The following is an 18,101-nucleotide window of genomic DNA, read 5'->3' on the forward strand; positions in this document are numbered from 1 at the left end:
GATTAACACATTCCTTTAAATGCTTAGATACTGTTTTAAGTGCTGCACAATATTTAGTTACACTTTGTTGAGCTGTTGTTGCATTAATTTCTAACCATGCTTTAAATTCATTGCTTAAATCTAAGCATATTTCATACTCCTAATTTCTAGATTTACTTTCTTACGAGTATATTAACCCATTTTTCATCTCCACGCCCTGCACGTACATCACCTGTAATCCACATCTTTTCTACTTTAAAGCCTACTTTTGTAAACAACGCTCTTGCCTTATCTTCTGTCAGGTCTAAGAAATAACGCCCATTTCTTTCTCCTTCAAATTCGCTGTTTTTAAATGAAGCATAAAACACACCCTCATCTTTTAAACATACTTTTAGTTTACCAAGTACCATTTCTATTTCACTGCTTGGTACATGAAGTAACGAAGAAGCAGCCCAAATACCATCAAATATACAAGGGAAATCTATCTCTTGAAATTGCATATGCACTACCTCTTGTCCAATATGTTCACTAGCAAGCTTACACATTTCAATAGAGCCATCCATAGCAACTACTTCATAGCCTAATTTCTTAAAGCTAAGACTGTCTCTTCCTGATCCACAGCCAATATCTAATATTTTTGCACCTTGAGGTAAGTTAGCTAAAAAGTCTTTGTAGTTTGCAGTCATATCTACATAAGCTGTTCCTTCAAAAAAGTCTTTAGCGCTTTCGTTGTAATAATTTTCCATCTATTTCTTTACTCCTTTCATATAACTAGATTCTATCTGCTCAGCTATATATCCTTCTGTATTTTGAGTATGTATTAAATCATTATATATAATCCTATCTTTACATTCCCATATATCATAACCTTGATTATATGCTATTTGATATAATGGTATGATTGTATTCTTTAGACAATCTTTAAACTTATCTGAGCTTATTTGATACCAAGCTTTGGTACTATCCCAATTAGAAGGCATAATATGCACATAATCCTCTAACAATTTATTCAGCATAGCTTTTTGTTTGCCTTCATGCTCTTCACTTCTTACAAAATCAAATAGTTCATATTGTAAGTTACAAAAGTTTTTCATATATACATCTAAGTTAGGTAATGCATTACTCTTAGAACTATTAATATTTTTAAAGCTTGGTACTAGATTCCATATCTCATCATGAAGCACAAAACTCCATGGAATGAAATGATCTATACTTAAACCACCATATTCTGCGATATTTTTTTCCGTAAAAGGTCTATTAACATAGATATCGTTTAATCCTTTTTGAGCACCAAAATACTTCCATAATTTCGTTGCATCTCCTAAATCTCTCTTATCTGGTGGTGATATTTTAAGTGGAATAGCTGGTACATTAGGATTTTTCTTTTGTAAAAAATAGATAAGACTATATTCTATCCAAGCACTAATAATGACTTGATTATCATTTAAATATTTATGCCATGCCTCACCTAGACAAATACACTTTCTACCTTGTTTATCTTCAAAAGTATAAAAGGCATTTTCATCTTCACTAGTTAGTTCTTTCATTCTCTTATTAAAGTTTTCTTTAGAACCTATTTCATAAAACGGCGATAACAAACGATAAGGTACCATATTATAAAGCACATTTATTTGTTTAATAATCTCTTTATCTTGTATGTTATAAATAGCTCTGTATATTGTATCAATCTTTTCATCTGGTTTAATATCATACTTTTCTCGTATGCAACTTACAATCCTTGGCAAACTATCTTGCGTTCCAAAACTTAGTTTACAATGGGTAATAGGATACCAAGCTTTACTAATCATATGACAAGCAATTTCTTTAAACGTTATTTCTTTCTTACCTTTTATAGCTTCCGCTAAAATTCCACCCAACCATAAAGGCTTATAACTAGCACTCTGTGTACTATAATCCAATACATTGGCGAATAATCTCGTATCTACTTCTCTACTATGTGGCAATGAAAACATTATTTACTCCCCTTTTATCTAACCTACATTTATTCATCTAAGAAATAATCTGTATCTATTCTTTTAACTTCATATATAAGGATATTTCATAATTCAAAAGTTGCCTTAGGTGTTTAATCTTGACGCAAGCAGAGCAATACAACAATGGTGAACTTATAAATCGTGGATCATCTTTTATCTTTACTTTTCCTATATAACCACTTGATGTACTTGTACACCAATTAGAACCCATTTCACATAAACATTTGCCACAAGTATGTGGACATAGAATGCGTATTATACCATTATCATTTCCGCCGTAAACGTATGGATGATTTATAGCACATACTTGCTGTTCTTCAAAGTTTATACCTTCTGGTGGTGTTTTTGTGTTTCTCCAATTGATAGGAATAATGCCTTGACCATTATATTTTTCATAGAGGACCTGATAAAGTTCAGGTTTATCATAGCCTGCATCCATTAAGTAGTATGAAGGTTTAAATAGTTCTTCACAATCTTCCTTTAATTTTTGTACAAGTGGCTCTGCCATATCTATATCGGCTACATTAGCTGAAGTAATCATGTACGATAATGTAATACCACTAGCAGTATTAACTAATGCATGCATTTTCCAACCAAACCATTTAATAAAGTTACCATTAGTGTCAAGTTTACCTCCCCAGTTAGGAAAAGTTATATGCATCAATAAGTCCTAGAGAGTTAGCTTTATAAATCATTCTTCTATAAGTTCTTTCTAAAATATCTGTCTCAGAAAGCTTTTTAATAAAACGCGTAAAAGTTGCTGCACTAGAAGTTTTAGAAATATATTCAAAACCCAAAGAACGCTTAAATATAGGATCAGATTTCAAACAATGAACGAGAGCTTTAATGGTTGAAATATGTTTTACTTGTATAGCAATAAGCACCATAAGAAGTTGCTTTTTAGAATAGCCTTTAGGACCTCGTCTTGAAAAAGATTCAGGGTATATTTCAAGAAAAAATGTAAAATCAATAAAAGTCAATATAGCCTCAAGTTTAGTAAGAGGTTTCAATTCGTAAAATTCGTCTAAAGTAATTAAAGATTGTTGTCGATACATATTTAACAGTTTACTCCTTTCGATGTGGATTATTTGCTTAAAATGTATATTGAATCGGGGTAGGCTGTTTTTTATATGCAATATAAACATTGTAAAATCAAGGGATAAAAATTATAAAATTATCTCAGTTATAAATCTGGTCAATATTCAATATCAAATTTATTTGTATCTATCATACTATACTTTACAGGGATTTGTAAATTTTTGTCATTGCGTTAAAATCATTTCAGATATAATTGTCATAATCGTTAACTTAAGACTAAGTTTTTCCAGCAACAATAAGTTGTTCTAAATAACCTTCTATTTTAAAATAGGTAGTTTGTCTTAAGCTTTTTTCATGCAAAGCCAACTTTTCTATTCTTTGAACTAAGTTAGAAAACGTCTCGTAAGTATGTAGTGTGATTCTTTTTAGTGTATAGAATTGATATAAGTCTACAAGCAGTAATGTATAAAATCTTTACATACTTACGCCTCTCCCATGACTATTAAGTATGCTTTGATCTACACTATCATAAAGTGGCATTGTAAGTAATGCTCCTAGAAATTTCCCATAAAGAATTGCTTCTACATATTTAGTTTTACCTACATGCATTAATTTGTGTTGCGTAGCTAGTCATTAATATACCTCCTTGAAGTTATATATCATCAAGGAGCTTCGCCGCAAATTTTATAGATTTTGTCAAGCTTTTTTACATAAAAAATACCCAAATACCGTTTTAAGTACTTGGGTATTTAAGAAGTATTCTAAGTTCAATGTCTTAACTAAATGACATTGGTCTTTTAAGACTTCTTTTCCATTTCTATTATTTGTTTTAATTCTCTTCCCATTTTCTCAATTAAATCAACAACTAAAGCATTTCCCATACAAAAATATCTAAATTTCTGTGGCATACCTGAATTTGTCCAATTATCTGGAAATCCATTTATTCTCTCACACTCTACTGGTGTTAATACTCTTAATCTACCTGTCTCAGGATCTTTTACAACATGTGTACTTCTATTTTTACTAGATTCACTTGTAAGCATCGTACGAGCTGGTCTATCAATAGGATCAGGGAATGCAATAGCTCCTTCTGAAAATATATAGCTATGTCCAGTTTTACTAGTTCTATTGATTCTTTTAGCACCTTTCATGTAATCCCAATCTGCTAGATTTTCACCTAAGTAAAAGCTTTCATCTACATTGGTTTCTAGAATATTAGCTAATAATACTGGTGCTTTTTCTTCTGGTTTATATCTTTGAGATATAATTTGTGTTCCAAATAAGGCACCACATTCTCCAAAGCTAAAGCTAAATTCATCAGAAATACTTAACAAGTCACCATCTAATACACAAGAACTAAACTCACTTGTCTCTTTGATAGGAAATTCTATTGCAAAAAATCCTCTTTCTTTCAAATATTCTTGATCTCCTGTAAGCATTTTTACACTTATTACTTGTTTATAATATTGTGTACTTTCATGAGCAGCAAAAATAAATATTCTTCTTCTTCTTTGCCCTGCTCCATATTCTGCTGCATTAATAACACGCCATTCTACCATATAACCTAAGTCTCTTAAGCAACCTAACATAACTGCAAAGTCTCTACCTCTTTGATTTGTTGGTGATTTTAATAATCTATCTACATTTTCTAGTAAAATAAATGGTGGGCGATGTCTATCTACAATTTTTTGAATTTCCCACCAAAGTACACCTTTTTTACCTTCAATTCCTTTAGCTCCTGTACTCGCTACAGAATAATCTTGGCAAGGAAATCCACCTACAAGTAATGTATGTTGTGGAATTGGATGTTTTTCTGGATTATTATTTACTTCCGCTATATCTATATTAATACTTTCTGTCTCTGGGAAATGACTTGCATAACACTCAAATGCATGTTGTGATTTTTTGCTTGGTTCCCATTGGTTAGCCCAAACAACTTTAAAATCTTCACTTGCACGTGAGAGTCCTACATGAAAGCCACCTACTCCCGCAAACAATTCAACTACTGGTATTGGCATATATGTTCTCCTAAATCTTTAACGTTACGAAATTTTATTTTATATTTATAAAAGTTATTTTCATTCATTTATTTTTATCGTAACTGTTATTATAACATATTTAATTATCTTTTTGAACGACCTTAGCCTTGAGTTTATATGTAAGGCACTATTTTTACAGCAATATTATTTTAGGAATTCTTCATTTAACTGACTTAATATATAACTATTATTTAACCAAAAACATTGTTTTGGATACATTCTACCATCAGGCAATTGGTCTACATCAGATGAATTTTTGCCATGTGGTCTTACATGACTTACTGGATTGTGTGATGAACCAGGAAAATTATTATACCTTTTATTATTTTTAACTGTAATTTCAAGTCCATTTATAAGAACCTGTTTCGTTTCTTCCCAAACGTTACGTACTTCTTCATTTAAATCTCTATATGGTATATTCCAGAATTGACATCCTTCTAATCTTAATACACCATCCTTATCAAATTTATAAACTACAAAGAAAAATCTTGTTTCACTTAAATATGTTCCGAACGTAGATTCTTCCCAAGTCTCCTCAATAAGTTCTTTAAACTTAAATGCTGGAAATGACATATGTTGCTTGATTTTATTACTATTTTCAATACGAATAGTTTTAACAACTATATTAGCTTTTTCAAATTCTGCTACTCTATTACCTTTTATCCCAAGTATTCTATAGGCTAATAAAGCACCCAAATTTTTAGTATCTTTATTGTAATTTAATTTAAACTCATCTATTATCCCCTGAATGCTATATCCTTTATATTCATTGATTCTATTTGTTATGTACTCTTCAAATGAATCTACTACTCTATTTTTAATAATAGGTTCATATGTCACTTTATTCGGAACGACATAATTATTTAAAACATATGTCATATAAGAATTTTTAAATGCAAATGCTCTTGGTTTAGCAAGTTCTTCACTATTAGGTTGTTTTCTTCTATCCTTAGAAGTTGCTGCTTTTGGTGCTGCTCCTAAATATAAAGTATCTCCTTCTGATAATTCATGTGCTTTACCTTCTTTGATTTTTTGTTTAATAAGCTCAAAATCTCGCTTAATAATCTGAATATCTTGTTCTGGTGGTGTAAATAAAGCTACGTAATCTATACTATAATCTAATCTATCTTCGATTTCTTTCTCATATAAATAATAGACTAATAATATTAGTTGTGCTTTAGCCCATAAATGACTTTCTTCAAATGATTCATTTATAACATTCATATAATCAATCATTGTAATTATTAATCTTTCTTTAGCTGATAGCTTACCATCTTTGTTTTTTTATATGGTGTAACTTTAAGTTCCACTCCTGCTTTATCAAAATCAGGTTTTGAATCATTATTAGGCTTATAATGAAAATGGTACTCTTCTATAAGCTCTCCTAGACCACCTTTACGTTTCTTATTTGCGTATTCTTCTTCATGAACTTCAGACTTTTGAGCATTATATATTTTAACTACATCACTAAATGTTTTTCCTATAAGTCTCTTTCCATAATGCTCTATACTTAAAGCATTTGTTTCATCATATCCTTTTAAATAGTTTTCCATAATATATTTTCTCCAGTTAATTTTATTACTATAAATGTGCAAAATTAGTTCCAATAATTTTCCAGTACGATTTTGAGCAAAATAAAAAACATTTATGACATCTCTTGATATAATTAAGTCGACAAAAACCATAATCATAAAGAAATGAAGTGAAACGCCTTGAAATAACTTGAATTTATGAACAAGCGATAAAAGGGATTTCAATTTAAAATATTTTTAAACAATGAGGTGTTGCATAGGGGAAGGTATCCCCTTTTATATTGGAATATTATCCCTTTAATCTATTGGTAATTAATTGGGTGCATTTATGCACGTTTATAGTTTATTATATTAGTACAGGCACTTCTTTAATTATAATACTTGTGCTCATTGTTATTTAGTTACTAACTTTTATTTCCATTAACATGAAAACAGTTACTATGTTAAAGGCTAAATTTCCATAATTTTAGACATGAAAATAGCCAGCATCCTGAGGTTTAATATATTAGACCATACCAAACACAAAGGAGCTGACTATGGACAATTATATTACTTTATTCGAAAAATTTATAGGCCTTATCAATTGGAAATTACTTCAAAAATATACTGTTAAACTAAATACCGATTTTAAAAAGAATAAATTTTTTACACATAAACACCTTACAAGTATGATTTATTTTCATATTTGTGAACATGATGGACTTCGTGATTTAAAACAAAGTATGACTGAGTAAAGTTCCAAAAGAAAAAAGCTGGTATAAAAATGCATACAAGTATGGATGGTCCAACAGGTTTACCTGACCGTATTATTTTTTCTACTGTAACATGTCATGATTGAACAAAAATGGATGAACTAATGACAGATAAAAGAACAGTTTACATTTGTGATAAAAGCTACATTGACTATAAAAAATTTGACAGCTATACTTCAAAAAAAATTTACTTCGTAAGTCGTCTTAAGGATAATGCCAAATTTAAAGAAGCCATAGATCTATCTATCACACAATGTACCAAAGCTCAGCCGTTATTACCAGCAGGTTCAACTATCATAGGTACGCCTTGGTAAAGAGCTTACATTTGTAACTCATCTCATGTGTTATAGTTCAGAAGAAATAGCATGGCTTTATAAAAAACGTTAGGACATATTGAAAATGCTGCAAGGATTCAAATGATAACAGGTATAATAACTTATTTATTACTTCGATTAACCCTTGAAAAGGTTGAAATAAAGATAAGCTTAATCATTGCTATTTCACTTTAAATAAATTATCTAAAGTGGTATTTTCATCTACACCTTTAATTGTTCTTGAAGCTGCCCATTTATCTTGAAAACTAGTATGTTGAGCATTACCATATATACTAAAATACCATGATTTAGCAAATTCTACATTCATTTCTCTACTCTTTGCTCCTATTTGAGCATCTATCCCTCGCCACTCCTCTAATATAGCATTTCTTTCTTCTCCTCCTTTAGGATAAAAAGGAGTGTATTTACCTTCCTCTTTATTCCACTTCTTTTTATCTAATTTCTCTTGTAGCTTTTCCTTTTGTTTATTAAGTTTATATAAGTCATCTATACATCTACTTTTTTCTTTAGATCTCGCATAATTTTCTAAGGTTATATCATTTTGGCGTGAGTGTGCCACAATGGCTGCAAAGTGATATATAAAACGTCCCTTTCCTTCTTTCCCTTGTATCTCGTATATATCTCCTTGTTGCCTTGTAGCTGGATTTTTTCCTTCCATGTTACTTGCTTTGTTAGATGCAGTAATTACCCCTGAAAGCTCCTTACAATCATGTTGTCTTAAATTAAGCTTATCAGGTCTTACCATCACTAAATTATATGTTTGTCCATCCTTTTGAATATGAATCTTATTCCCTTCTTCTGATCTTAAACTCACTTTATATTGCAGATCTAATGTTGCCTGATTTGCTGCTAATGTTTGATTTGCTGCTGTTAATGCTTCTGCAGTCATATAGCATTCTTTAGGCTGTGTTGTCTCTGCATTTATAGCAAATTGATAATCTTCGTCCATAAATAAATTTACTTTGTTACCATAAAACTTCATATCTACTACAGGTGAATAATCCATTCTTCCTTCTTTTGGTATGTGCCTTGGAAGCTTATAATCGGGATTTGAAGCTCCATGATATGCCTCTGTTACATCGAATAAATGTTTAAAGGTTTTAGAACCACCTTTATCCAATATTTTCTTTATTTTTTTACGCTCCTTATGACCAATTTCTCTAGCTGCCTGCCCCTGTACTTGTCCAGTTGGTTGTCTACCCATATATTCTTGTTCCATATAGGCCTTAATTACCTCTGCTTCCTCATTAGGTACTAATCTTATATGATTGGTTGTAAACATCTTTTTGTCTGTCGTATTAGTAACTTCATACTCCTCAGGCTTTACTCTAAAATATCCCTGTATAACAGCTTTCTCCTGATTTAAATGATTAGTCCTTAATGGATTATATCTGGGTAATCTATCATTTTGTTCTAAATGAGATACTTTGAATTGATTCGTTTGATTATTTTTTCCTGCTTTTTGGTGTGGACCTAATTGTTTCTCATATTGCCCCAATTGTCTAGTTGGCATACGTATCCCCTCTCTTTATCCTTTGATAAATTAAACCCGGCAACAAGTATTTCAAATATTCTAACTCTATTATAACAACTTCATACAAAAATCGCCAATCACATATTGTGATTGGCGACCTCTAAATCCTTATAAATTTCTACTAATACTTTACAAAGCTATTTTCTTTTTCCCCTTCTAATCTATATCCTATGCTGCCTTCTCCTATATCAATGCTCCTAATAATGCCTTCTACTAACATTGTATTTTTGCCATCCATCCATTTATAAATGCTAGGTGCATAACCGGCTACTTCGTAGCCAATGCGTTTACCTGATACTTTAAACTGTTTAATTGGTTTCTCACTAACTGTAGTTGTTTGGCCTGTTGTTAAACCATAAATGTAAAGTCCTTCTCCAATAAGAGAATTAGTGCCTTTCTTTGTATAGTAGAGACAGTTATTTTTTAGTTCTACATTATGAACAGGTACATTTACTAATATTTTTTCTCCATTTCCATCTAAATCAACGACTTTTACAAAGCCTGTTGCTTCTTCAATATAATAAATGTGATTGTTATTCATCCAAAAATGTGTTGCTGGTGTTGTAAGTTTCTTTTGTTCATTTGTATTTAAGTCAATACTGCATACTGCTTGTTTTTCATTGCTGCCAACTTTATATGCTAGTATATATAATTTGTCATTGTTAATATGTATATTCCCTTGAATGCCATAGCTACCTATGCCTACTTCTTCGCTAGGGCTTACATCTACTTCTAAATCATATGCATATCCCTCTGTGCCTATAGGAACTGCTTTTTTTGTTTTTTGATTATAGGCCCCTATATTATAAAACTCAATTATATTTTCCAGGCTTGTGTAATAAATCATATCACCGCTTATTTCAAGCCCACCAAATTGATGACATGAAATAAGTTCTGAGCTCTTACCATTTTCAATCTTATATAATGTCTCTCCCCCCATTGTTAAATCCCCCTTATGAGTGCTATATAAAGGGTATCTCCCATAGGTATGAATTTGGAAATCCAGCTCATATCTACATTATTAGGAATCTGCCAAACAACTTGTGCCTGCATAGTTGTTAAATCAAATTTTTCTAAAACACGTCCTTTACCCTTTTCCACAATATAATAAAACGCATAATCTACTATACCTTCACATCCATTTGTATTTTTAATGGTCTTTATAACCTGAGGCTTTCCTTGATCTTTTTGACTATAAATAGTTATTGTATGACTTTCATTTTTTTCATCATACTTAGTTACTTCATAATAATTGATACCATTAAAATTAACTGATGCATCCATCCCCACATAATTGTCTCTATCCTCTTTTGATGCACCTAAATTTTTCTTGATGATTTGAAGTGCTTTAGCATCTTCATCTCCTTCTATTTGAATGCCCTTATCGCTTACTAATACTAGACCATCTTTATATTGTACTTGTCTTCCTATTACTTCTCCTATAGCACGAAGTGGCAAGTTGACATTGCCATTAAACTTTTTAGGTGCTTGAGAAAGCTCACCACTTTCTTTAGTCTTTGTACCATCTGCATCTACAAATGTCTTTTCAAATGCTTGGCTGCCTACTTTTAATTTAATGATTTGAGATTTGCCATTATACCATCTTGCACTTCCAAATGTATTCATATACATACATTCTAAAACCACTTCATCTGGTTTGCTTTTATCCCATTTCACATTCCACAATTCTTCATCATTCTCAATAAACTTTGCTACTAATCTTAAAGGCAGATAAACTGTGTTTCCTTCATTATTTACTTTATACGCTCTATGCCCTAGATCTACATATTCTTTATTTGTAAAAATTTTATTTTGATAATTCATAGGCACAATGCTGACTTCATCTAAGGGTGCTGCCCATATACTCGTGCCTATTCCCATTATTAAAAGACTCATTAATAACCAATTTCTTTTCATTCACTCATCCCCCATTTTCTATCTATCTTCAGCACCTTTTTCCTTCTAATGCCTTTTATCTTTAACTATATTTATTTGACTTTAGCTTTATTGTCTATTCTTATCCTACCATATCATTTATGTATTATCTTCCTCTATCATGACTTTGCCTTATAATCTTAATGTCTTCGTCTTATAACCGTAATCAAATAGTAATACTCTCCTTTTTACAAACTTTTCCGAAGCTTTTCGAGTGCCTTCCTCTTTCTATTTTCGGCAGTTTTATAATTTAGTTCCAAACGCTTTGCAATATTTTTAAGTGTTTCTCCTCTTATATAGTATGCAAAAATGAGTTCATGCTCCGTCTCATCTAAAAATCTAGTCCTTTTTCACACAATATCTTCCCGATAGTTTGATTTTCTATATCAATACTTTCATCTTCATAACCCGTCTCATCTTCTAATAACACGGTCTGCCTTTGATTAACCTTCCGATTCATATTCGCCCGCCAACCATGGAGCTTAACTTTATAATAACTGCCAAAAGTAACACCATAACTTTCATCAAAGCTTTCCCATGCTTGTCTAAATAAAAAGTAACATTCCTGCTGCAAATCATCTTGGTCATAGCCAACTAAATGAGTTTCTCTACAAAATTTATTCCGTAGATTCTTAAGCTTCTCCCACCATATTTCAAAAGTCTTTTCAAAACTCTCTTTCATCCTCAGCTTCTTTCCGCTGCAGCTTATTTATTTGCGCAACACAAAGATAGCACACTGTAAACTTTATCTAAAATATAACAAAAAGTCCTAACTCACACTTTCTATGTAAGTTAGTACTTCTTATACCTTTTATACCTTTTATTTGATTTTAAATAGAACTACTTCTACTTAATCGTGTTTATTTTTTAAATCTCACTTAATTTTATTTAAAACCTTCAAGTGCTGCTGTAAATCATTACTTCTTTACCATATCTAGAAACCATGTTTTGCATATTACTATATGTGTTGTTTGCAAGTGTTTGCCAGTTAGATGTTGATGGATATAATGACATACCAATGACATCATATCTTGCACCATTATTTTTAAGCCCATCAAACATCCATTTATAAAGACTATTATTATCTCCATGCTGCTGGAATCTTTTGATTGGCTGGATCTGCCCCTGTATCACTGTAATGGAAATCAATCATAACATCCCTACCCAATGCTTTGGCACGTTTAGCCATATTAAGTGTATTTGCTTTGTCACACCAACCGTTTCCTATATCCCCAGATGGATTAATATTAATCGACATCTCTGGATTTTCAGGATCACCTTCCATTAATAAATCTACATTTTGTTTAAGGGCACTATACTTTTTATTTTGCTCACGCTGATATGCATAGATTTCTACTATACGATTATTAAGTCCATAAATTGTATCGCTTTTTATACCCTTTTTTAGTCTATCTTGTAATACCGCATAAGCAGTCGAATTTTTAATATTATTAATTAGCTCATCTTGCCATCCCAATTCCCTATAAGTCTCTCCATTTTGACCATAACATTCTAGAAGTCTAATATAATATTCTTCTATAGTTAATTTATTCACCTTTTTATCTAAAGCTTTCTTTTCCTCCTGCAATTATTTATTGGTATTTTCATTTCTATTTTATCATATCCCTAGAATCTAGGGCATTAGGTCTAGATATTTAAATATTAGTATACTTTTATATCATGTGCACTTCCCCATTTTCCAAATAAACAAGTACTCTGCTTTGCTCCTTTTCATCATATCCCTTTAATATGCCACGGATTTTTATTGTATTTTCATAAATTATTGTATTTTCTCCGATACTATATATTCTATCTTTTTCTTTATTTAGTAAATGCTGGTAAATCAATCGACGTGTCTCATCAATCTTATATTTTCTATTTTCAATAATAAGGCTGTTTGCTTCATAAGCTATAAACTTTCTTTCTATAATATGATCTACGCCTTGTAAAATTTCTGTTTTTAACTCATGTTTCAACTGGTCTTTAAAGTCATTCGTTAGTTTATTTTCTAACTTTCTACCTAATTCATCTATTCTATCCAACTGTGCTGTATTAATGAGTTCTATATCCTCTTTAATTTCTGATAGCGTTGCTTCTAAATTTACAATCTTTTCATGACTTATTTTAAATTCCTTCAGTCTACCTACATCCTCTATTTGCGCCATTAGTCTTGTAAAGGACTCACTAAATTGCATAAGGATTTCACTTAAACTTTGACTCTGACTTTCATTTTGACGAATTCCTGCAATAAGTTCTTCCATTTGCTTCTCATCCATATTTCTTTGCCTCCAATGCTGCTACTACTTTTTCTACTTGTATACTTATTTCTTCTGCCCATAAAATCTGATTTTCTTGTTCCTCATGATATTCAGGTAATTTATCTATATAATATTGCATGCATAATACAGTAATCTTTTCTTTTAAATAAGGTGTTAAATATGGCTTAATTTTTTGATTATAATCAATCGCATTATTATATATAACTTCTTTCATAAAACGTTTATCATCCCATTTAATGAAACACTCATAATACTTCGTATATGATTTGGCCTTATAATAAGCCTTAGCTGCAGCTTGCCATTCTTTAGCCTTTTCATAATGCTGTGCAGCTTCTTGAAATCTTCCTGTCTCTTCTGCCAGCTTGCCTTTGCAAAAATGCTCTCTAAATCTAGCCTTTGGCATACGTAATCTTTCATATTGTGCTAAAGCTCTTTTATAATCTTCTGCTACTTCAAACTTTAGCGCCTCTATATAAAAGTCTTCTGCACTAGAAACTTCGCTTAAATCAAATGTTCCTTCATCAAATGTAGTCTCATGCTGCATTTCTATATTTAAAAGCTTTGTCATAAAATCAGCTGTTACTTCATCTTCTATAAAGCATAAGCTTTCTTGTGACCTTGTTAAAGTCACATAGAGCAAATTCAGCATATAACGATAAAAGTATGGATGATCCAAACGAATATTCCCTGTTTCTCGCCCTTGTCCATAAGCTTTATAAAGCTTTTCCCAATGTTTTTTTAAACTGCTAATTAAATTTACACCAATAATATATTTATTCTCAAGTCCTTTAACTTCATAAATTGTAAAAATACGAATTTTATTATTAAGCTGCTGTTCTAATTCTTCTTTTTCACGTAAGGTTGCTACTACTATATATACATAGGCCTTTTCAACCGCTGTTTTCAATAACTTGATCTTTTCCTGACGACTTTGACACAACGTATATAGATTACCTATTTGCTCACACCTAGCTACTTCTTCACTATAGTCATTACGTTTATCTCTCCCAAAGATTTGCTTTCTTATAGCTGCTAATTGATTAGCTAATTCTACAATCTGTTTAGGATTTCTATAGTTGTAGGTTAAGACAAAACGATTTTTATCTTCTTCATAACGATAATTATAGTATTCCAAAAGAGTCATAATGCGCTTTGTATCAAAATAAGTAGGTGCTATGGTTTGATGATAGTCTCCACTTAAAAGGAAATTACCAGCTTCACTTACCCTTGTTTGTAAAAGGTAAATCTCAAGTTCCGTTAAATCTTGTACTTCATCTACTACTATCCAATCATACTTTTCCTCGTAAGCTGTATTCGTTTCAGCTCTATAATCACTACTCATATATATATCTTGTTCCTGTAAAAATAGTTTCTTACATAAATCATTTTCATCTAAGAGGCCCTTTTCTTTTTGCCATGTAATATATTTAAGGGCCAAGGCATAAATAACTTTACTCTGCTCAGGTGTATAAAATCCATATTGTCTACTAAGTCTCATATATTCCTTTTCTGACAAAAGTCCATATACTTCAAGCTGCGGTTTCCAATTATCTCCTGCATACCCTTTAATAAGCCCTCTTATTTCCCTCCATGCTTCATAAGCTGTAAGATTTAAAATCACATTTTTGTACTCTGGATTCATAGACCAATTTTGACGTAATGGCACGAAGAATTCTTCATTAAACTGATCATATTGAACTATATAATCTACTGAAGTTTGCGCCTTCAGCCAGTCTCTTAAAGACAAAAATTCTACCTGTTTTTTATAGGCTTCTACTTCATCAGGCTCAAGTTCATTTTTGAGTACTGTCTCAAATATCTTTTCAGCAGTTTCCTTTAATCTATTAGAGTACGTATAGTAACCTACTTTAATATGAGGATTCTGTCTTATTAAATCCACTAATTTATAAACACCTATAGTGGTTTTACCACTTCCTGCACTACCAAATAATATAAGTGGCCTATAATCATTATTTACACATTCCCTCTGATTTCTATTAAGGTAATATATCCCTTGTAAACTTTCTAAGTCCATGAGGGATTCAATACGCATATGTTTAAATACCCTTGTAATAGACGTTTCTGGATTATAATCTATAGCCTCTGCCACTTTGTCTGCCTCTAAATCTGCCTCTAAATCTATCTGCTCAGCTAATTCTTCAGAGTCTTCTACCTTAGGCATTACTTTACTAATTTGTCTCGCTTTTGTAATCTGTTCATCATGATTACAATATCTAAGTAATATCAAAGCATCTTCATAGCCTTCTATTGCTATATTTAAATCTTTAGCCTTTGTAAAAAGAATGCGACAGCCATCACTCACCTTAAACTTCCAAACCTCTTTTAAGATTGTATCACCACGAACCTTCTTCATACTAAATTGTGTATTTAAATCATTGGGACTTGCATTACTCTCCCAAGCTTGTATAAATTGATCAACCTTAGCTAAGATTTGTTCTCTGTTTTCTCTTGGTAAACTTCTTTCAAATCGAATATCTTCTAGTATGCTCAAGTTGCCACCTCATTTCTTTTACTTCTACTTTTATTTTACTAGCTATTTATGTTTTTATTATGGTATTTATCATATCTACTGCTGATTTTTGGTAAAATAAATTAAAAATCACAGTAAATGTCATTTTAAAAATGCTAGAGAATTAATGTCTATTTATTAGAGTAGTTATTATAGTTGTTAACGCTTATTACTGCCTAATACAACTTCTCATGCCAAGAAGGGTCCTATTAATGAGGAGGTTAACATCCATTATCTCACGGATGAATATGCTTTTGCTGGATGGGCATGGTTTCGAAAAGAAGTGGAAATATTAGACGCCGTTACACATCAGCGTATTTTTTATATTTAGAACGTACTCGTGTTACGAAACTTTGGATTGATGACTTACTTATTGGCACACAAAACAGTTTATGTACACCTTATATTTATGAGGTAAGTTCTGCCCTTACGCCTGGCAAACACACCCTTACCATTTGCGTTGATAATACCAATTATCCTACAAAGGGTGGGCATCTTACTTCTGAAAATACACAGACTAATTGGAACGGTATTACAGGTAAGATAGAACTTCGTTTCTTTAATAAACAGCTTTTTAAAAACATTATGCTTTTTTTGTGATACATCTTTTGAAATTACTTATACCTTAGGCGATGATGCCCTTCTTTGGGACGAGCATTCTCCTAATCTCTATAGACTCACTTTAACATGTACCCAGGATAATGTTCTTTTAGACCAACATGAACTCACCTTCGGGCTTCGTGACTTTAAAAGAACGCCGGATTATTTTACGATTAATGACCGTCCTATCTTCTTACGTGGTAAACATGATGGGCTCATTTTCCCTCTCACAGGTTTTGCACCTACTGACTTAGAGTCTTGGCTCCATACATTAGAAACTGCTAAATCTTATGGCATCAATCATTATCGTTTTCATACTTGTTGTCCTCCAGAAGCAACCTTCGAAGCTGCAGATAGATTAGGAATTTATATGCAGCCCGAGTTACCCTTTTGGGGAACCATTACTGTACCTGGTGAAGAAAATCATAATCAAGCTGAGCAAGATTATCTCATTGAAGAGGGCTTTAGGATTCTACGTCATTTTGGGAATCATCCTTCTTTTGTCATGATGTCTTTAGGCAATGAGTTATGGGACAGTCAGTTTATTCTAAATAAAATCCTAGGCGATTATAAAGCCTTTGATTCTCATCATCTCTATGTACAAGGTTCAAATAACTTTCAATTTTCACCTTATATCTTAGAAAACGATGACTTTTTTAGCGGTGTCCGCTTCAGTCATGACCGTCTCTTTAGAAGTTCTTATGCTATGTGTGATGCCCCTCAAGGCATTATTCAAACTATGGCTCCTGGTACCCATTATAATTTTGATGAATCTATTCATCCTACTGAAATCATGGCTTATCAAACTAAACTAGCTCATTCTTCGAATGATTCCTCACCTACTAAACAAACAATAGAAATTCAATACGGGACAGATGTTAAAACTGTTTCTCTCTCTGAAATCAATGATGCCCTCATCCCACAAATTCCTGTAGTCTCTCATGAGGTAGGCCAATATGAAACCTTCCCTAACTTTGATGAGATTCAAAAGTACACAGGCTCTATTAAAGCCAAGAACCTAGAAGTTTTCCGTGATAGACTGGAAGAAAAAGGTCTCTTAGGTGATTTTGGTGGTTACATCTATGAGGCCGGTGATCAGTTTACAAGCAAAGTATTGCTGGCAAATTATAGTGAGCACTTTACAGCTCCTACGTCAGTCTGCGTTCATGTTTCTACACACGCCTCTTGTATTCACTGGCAATTGGCATCTTCTGCAAAAATTTTAAACGAAGGTATCTTCTCTGTTTCTCCAAATGCTTATGGACTTGTTAATATTGGTGAAGTTCATATTACTTTGCCGGAAGTTACTTCACCAACACCACTTACCTTCACCCTCACACTATCCACAGCATCAAAAAAAGAACCTATTACAAACAGTTATAAACTTATGATTACGAATCTTGGCATTTATTGCTGCTGACAATCCGGCTGATCCAGTTCCTATTATATATATATAACATAAACTCATGCGACTTGCTCCTTAGTTTTCCTACTAAAAGGGAAGTTATACTTTTATTTAAATAACCCCAAAAATAACAAGTATTAAAATAGGTA

The 18,101-nt window shown here is 31.9% G+C and carries 19 protein-coding genes and 1 pseudogene; 4 read left to right on the forward strand and 16 right to left on the reverse strand.

The window, feature by feature from the left end; all coding sequences use genetic code 11:
* Positions 1 to 152: 152 nt before the first annotated feature.
* From JCM14822_RS09210 to JCM14822_RS09235, 7 genes and pseudogenes are all read right to left on the reverse strand, one after another.
* On the reverse strand, positions 153 to 725 hold the full coding sequence (locus JCM14822_RS09210) for a class I SAM-dependent methyltransferase (protein WP_054741730.1): 573 nt from the start codon (positions 723 to 725) through the stop codon (positions 153 to 155).
* A complete protein-coding gene (locus JCM14822_RS09215) occupies positions 726 to 1,952 on the reverse strand; it encodes an HNH endonuclease domain-containing protein (RefSeq protein WP_054741732.1) in 1,227 nt (408 codons plus the stop codon). It abuts the gene before it with no gap.
* Between the two features lie 55 nt (positions 1,953 to 2,007).
* Positions 2,008 to 2,634: a transposase gene (locus JCM14822_RS09220; RefSeq protein WP_054741734.1), complete on the reverse strand. Its 627-nt coding sequence runs from the start codon at positions 2,632 to 2,634 to the stop codon at positions 2,008 to 2,010.
* Positions 2,615 to 3,028, reverse strand: coding sequence for a transposase (locus JCM14822_RS09225; protein ID WP_054741736.1), 414 nt, complete (start codon positions 3,026 to 3,028; stop codon positions 2,615 to 2,617). Before JCM14822_RS09225 ends, JCM14822_RS09220 begins: the two co-directional genes overlap by 20 nt.
* 457 nt (positions 3,029 to 3,485) lie before the next feature.
* Entirely contained in the window at positions 3,486 to 3,620 is a 135-nt protein-coding gene (locus JCM14822_RS22535) for a hypothetical protein (RefSeq protein ID WP_278287196.1), read from the reverse strand.
* A 188-nt stretch (positions 3,621 to 3,808) separates the two neighbouring features.
* Positions 3,809 to 5,029 (reverse strand): DNA cytosine methyltransferase, encoded by a 1,221-nt coding sequence (locus JCM14822_RS09230; protein WP_054741738.1) that lies wholly within the window; start codon positions 5,027 to 5,029, stop codon positions 3,809 to 3,811.
* 165 nt (positions 5,030 to 5,194) lie between these two features.
* Positions 5,195 to 6,741: pseudogene (locus JCM14822_RS09235) on the reverse strand (Sau3AI family type II restriction endonuclease).
* Positions 6,742 to 7,118: 377 nt separating this feature from the next.
* Between JCM14822_RS09235 and JCM14822_RS09240 the strand changes: the two are divergent.
* Entirely contained in the window at positions 7,119 to 7,316 is a 198-nt protein-coding gene (locus JCM14822_RS09240) for a DUF4372 domain-containing protein (protein WP_054741740.1), read from the forward strand.
* Positions 7,317 to 7,438: 122 nt separating this feature from the next.
* Positions 7,439 to 7,648 (forward strand): hypothetical protein, encoded by a 210-nt coding sequence (locus JCM14822_RS09245; RefSeq protein WP_054741741.1) that lies wholly within the window; start codon positions 7,439 to 7,441, stop codon positions 7,646 to 7,648.
* Between the two features lie 181 nt (positions 7,649 to 7,829).
* Here JCM14822_RS09245 and JCM14822_RS09250 read toward each other — a convergent pair whose 3' ends face one another.
* From JCM14822_RS09250 to JCM14822_RS09280, 9 genes are all read right to left on the reverse strand, one after another.
* On the reverse strand, positions 7,830 to 9,182 hold the full coding sequence (locus JCM14822_RS09250) for a hypothetical protein (RefSeq protein ID WP_054741743.1): 1,353 nt from the start codon (positions 9,180 to 9,182) through the stop codon (positions 7,830 to 7,832).
* A gap of 142 nt (positions 9,183 to 9,324) precedes the next feature.
* Positions 9,325 to 10,143 (reverse strand): DUF5050 domain-containing protein, encoded by an 819-nt coding sequence (locus JCM14822_RS09255; protein WP_054741745.1) that lies wholly within the window; start codon positions 10,141 to 10,143, stop codon positions 9,325 to 9,327.
* 2 nt (positions 10,144 to 10,145) lie between these two features.
* On the reverse strand, positions 10,146 to 11,120 hold the full coding sequence (locus tag JCM14822_RS09260) for a stalk domain-containing protein (protein WP_054741747.1): 975 nt from the start codon (positions 11,118 to 11,120) through the stop codon (positions 10,146 to 10,148).
* Between the two features lie 206 nt (positions 11,121 to 11,326).
* Positions 11,327 to 11,449 (reverse strand): sigma factor-like helix-turn-helix DNA-binding protein, encoded by a 123-nt coding sequence (locus JCM14822_RS24975; protein ID WP_083461357.1) that lies wholly within the window; start codon positions 11,447 to 11,449, stop codon positions 11,327 to 11,329.
* A 20-nt stretch (positions 11,450 to 11,469) separates the two neighbouring features.
* Positions 11,470 to 11,820, reverse strand: a complete 351-nt coding sequence (locus tag JCM14822_RS09265) for a hypothetical protein (protein WP_054741749.1) — start codon at positions 11,818 to 11,820, stop codon at positions 11,470 to 11,472.
* A 215-nt stretch (positions 11,821 to 12,035) separates the two neighbouring features.
* Positions 12,036 to 12,287, reverse strand: a complete 252-nt coding sequence (locus tag JCM14822_RS21815; protein ID WP_242861466.1) for a glycosyl hydrolase 53 family protein — start codon at positions 12,285 to 12,287, stop codon at positions 12,036 to 12,038.
* Positions 12,220 to 12,693, reverse strand: coding sequence for a glycosyl hydrolase 53 family protein (locus JCM14822_RS21820; protein WP_054741752.1), 474 nt, complete (start codon positions 12,691 to 12,693; stop codon positions 12,220 to 12,222). The genes JCM14822_RS21815 and JCM14822_RS21820 overlap by 68 nt, the downstream gene beginning before the upstream one ends.
* Before the next feature lie 118 nt (positions 12,694 to 12,811).
* Positions 12,812 to 13,414: a hypothetical protein gene (locus tag JCM14822_RS09275; protein WP_054741753.1), complete on the reverse strand. Its 603-nt coding sequence runs from the start codon at positions 13,412 to 13,414 to the stop codon at positions 12,812 to 12,814.
* Positions 13,407 to 15,929, reverse strand: a complete 2,523-nt coding sequence (locus tag JCM14822_RS09280; RefSeq protein ID WP_054741755.1) for a UvrD-helicase domain-containing protein — start codon at positions 15,927 to 15,929, stop codon at positions 13,407 to 13,409. The genes JCM14822_RS09275 and JCM14822_RS09280 overlap by 8 nt, the downstream gene beginning before the upstream one ends.
* 285 nt (positions 15,930 to 16,214) lie before the next feature.
* On the opposite strand from JCM14822_RS09280, the gene JCM14822_RS21825 reads away from it, so the two are divergent.
* Positions 16,215 to 16,547 carry a hypothetical protein gene (locus JCM14822_RS21825; protein WP_242861467.1) on the forward strand — a complete coding sequence of 111 codons (333 nt, stop codon included), beginning with the start codon at positions 16,215 to 16,217 and terminating at the stop codon, positions 16,545 to 16,547.
* Between the two features lie 13 nt (positions 16,548 to 16,560).
* Entirely contained in the window at positions 16,561 to 17,967 is a 1,407-nt protein-coding gene (locus JCM14822_RS19295; protein ID WP_242861468.1) for a glycoside hydrolase family 2 TIM barrel-domain containing protein, read from the forward strand.
* Positions 17,968 to 18,101: the final 134 nt, after the last annotated feature.

The sequence above is a fragment of the Cellulosilyticum ruminicola JCM 14822 genome (assembly GCF_001311925.1).
In the GTDB taxonomy this organism is placed as follows: Bacteria; Bacillota; Clostridia; order Lachnospirales; family Cellulosilyticaceae; genus Cellulosilyticum; species Cellulosilyticum ruminicola.

Excerpts from the sequence above, each read along its gene's own strand:
- JCM14822_RS09220 (WP_054741734.1), bottom strand. The coding sequence starts at position 2,634 with ATGCATATAACTTTTCCTAACTGGGGAGGTAAACTTGACACTAATGGT.
- JCM14822_RS09225 (WP_054741736.1), bottom strand. The coding sequence starts at position 3,028 with ATGTATCGACAACAATCTTTAATTACTTTAGACGAATTTTACGAATTG.
- JCM14822_RS09210 (WP_054741730.1), bottom strand. The coding sequence starts at position 725 with ATGGAAAATTATTACAACGAAAGCGCTAAAGACTTTTTTGAAGGAACA.
- JCM14822_RS09255 (WP_054741745.1), bottom strand. The coding sequence starts at position 10,143 with ATGGGGGGAGAGACATTATATAAGATTGAAAATGGTAAGAGCTCAGAA.
- JCM14822_RS09245 (WP_054741741.1), top strand. The coding sequence starts at position 7,439 with ATGACAGATAAAAGAACAGTTTACATTTGTGATAAAAGCTACATTGAC.
- JCM14822_RS09265 (WP_054741749.1), bottom strand. The coding sequence starts at position 11,820 with ATGAAAGAGAGTTTTGAAAAGACTTTTGAAATATGGTGGGAGAAGCTT.
- JCM14822_RS09260 (WP_054741747.1), bottom strand. The coding sequence starts at position 11,120 with ATGAAAAGAAATTGGTTATTAATGAGTCTTTTAATAATGGGAATAGGC.
- JCM14822_RS09275 (WP_054741753.1), bottom strand. The coding sequence starts at position 13,414 with ATGGATGAGAAGCAAATGGAAGAACTTATTGCAGGAATTCGTCAAAAT.
- JCM14822_RS09230 (WP_054741738.1), bottom strand. The coding sequence starts at position 5,029 with ATGCCAATACCAGTAGTTGAATTGTTTGCGGGAGTAGGTGGCTTTCAT.
- JCM14822_RS21825 (WP_242861467.1), top strand. The coding sequence starts at position 16,215 with ATGGTTTCGAAAAGAAGTGGAAATATTAGACGCCGTTACACATCAGCG.
- JCM14822_RS22535 (WP_278287196.1), bottom strand. The coding sequence starts at position 3,620 with ATGCATGTAGGTAAAACTAAATATGTAGAAGCAATTCTTTATGGGAAA.
- JCM14822_RS09240 (WP_054741740.1), top strand. The coding sequence starts at position 7,119 with ATGGACAATTATATTACTTTATTCGAAAAATTTATAGGCCTTATCAAT.
- JCM14822_RS09250 (WP_054741743.1), bottom strand. The coding sequence starts at position 9,182 with ATGCCAACTAGACAATTGGGGCAATATGAGAAACAATTAGGTCCACAC.
- JCM14822_RS09215 (WP_054741732.1), bottom strand. The coding sequence starts at position 1,952 with ATGTTTTCATTGCCACATAGTAGAGAAGTAGATACGAGATTATTCGCC.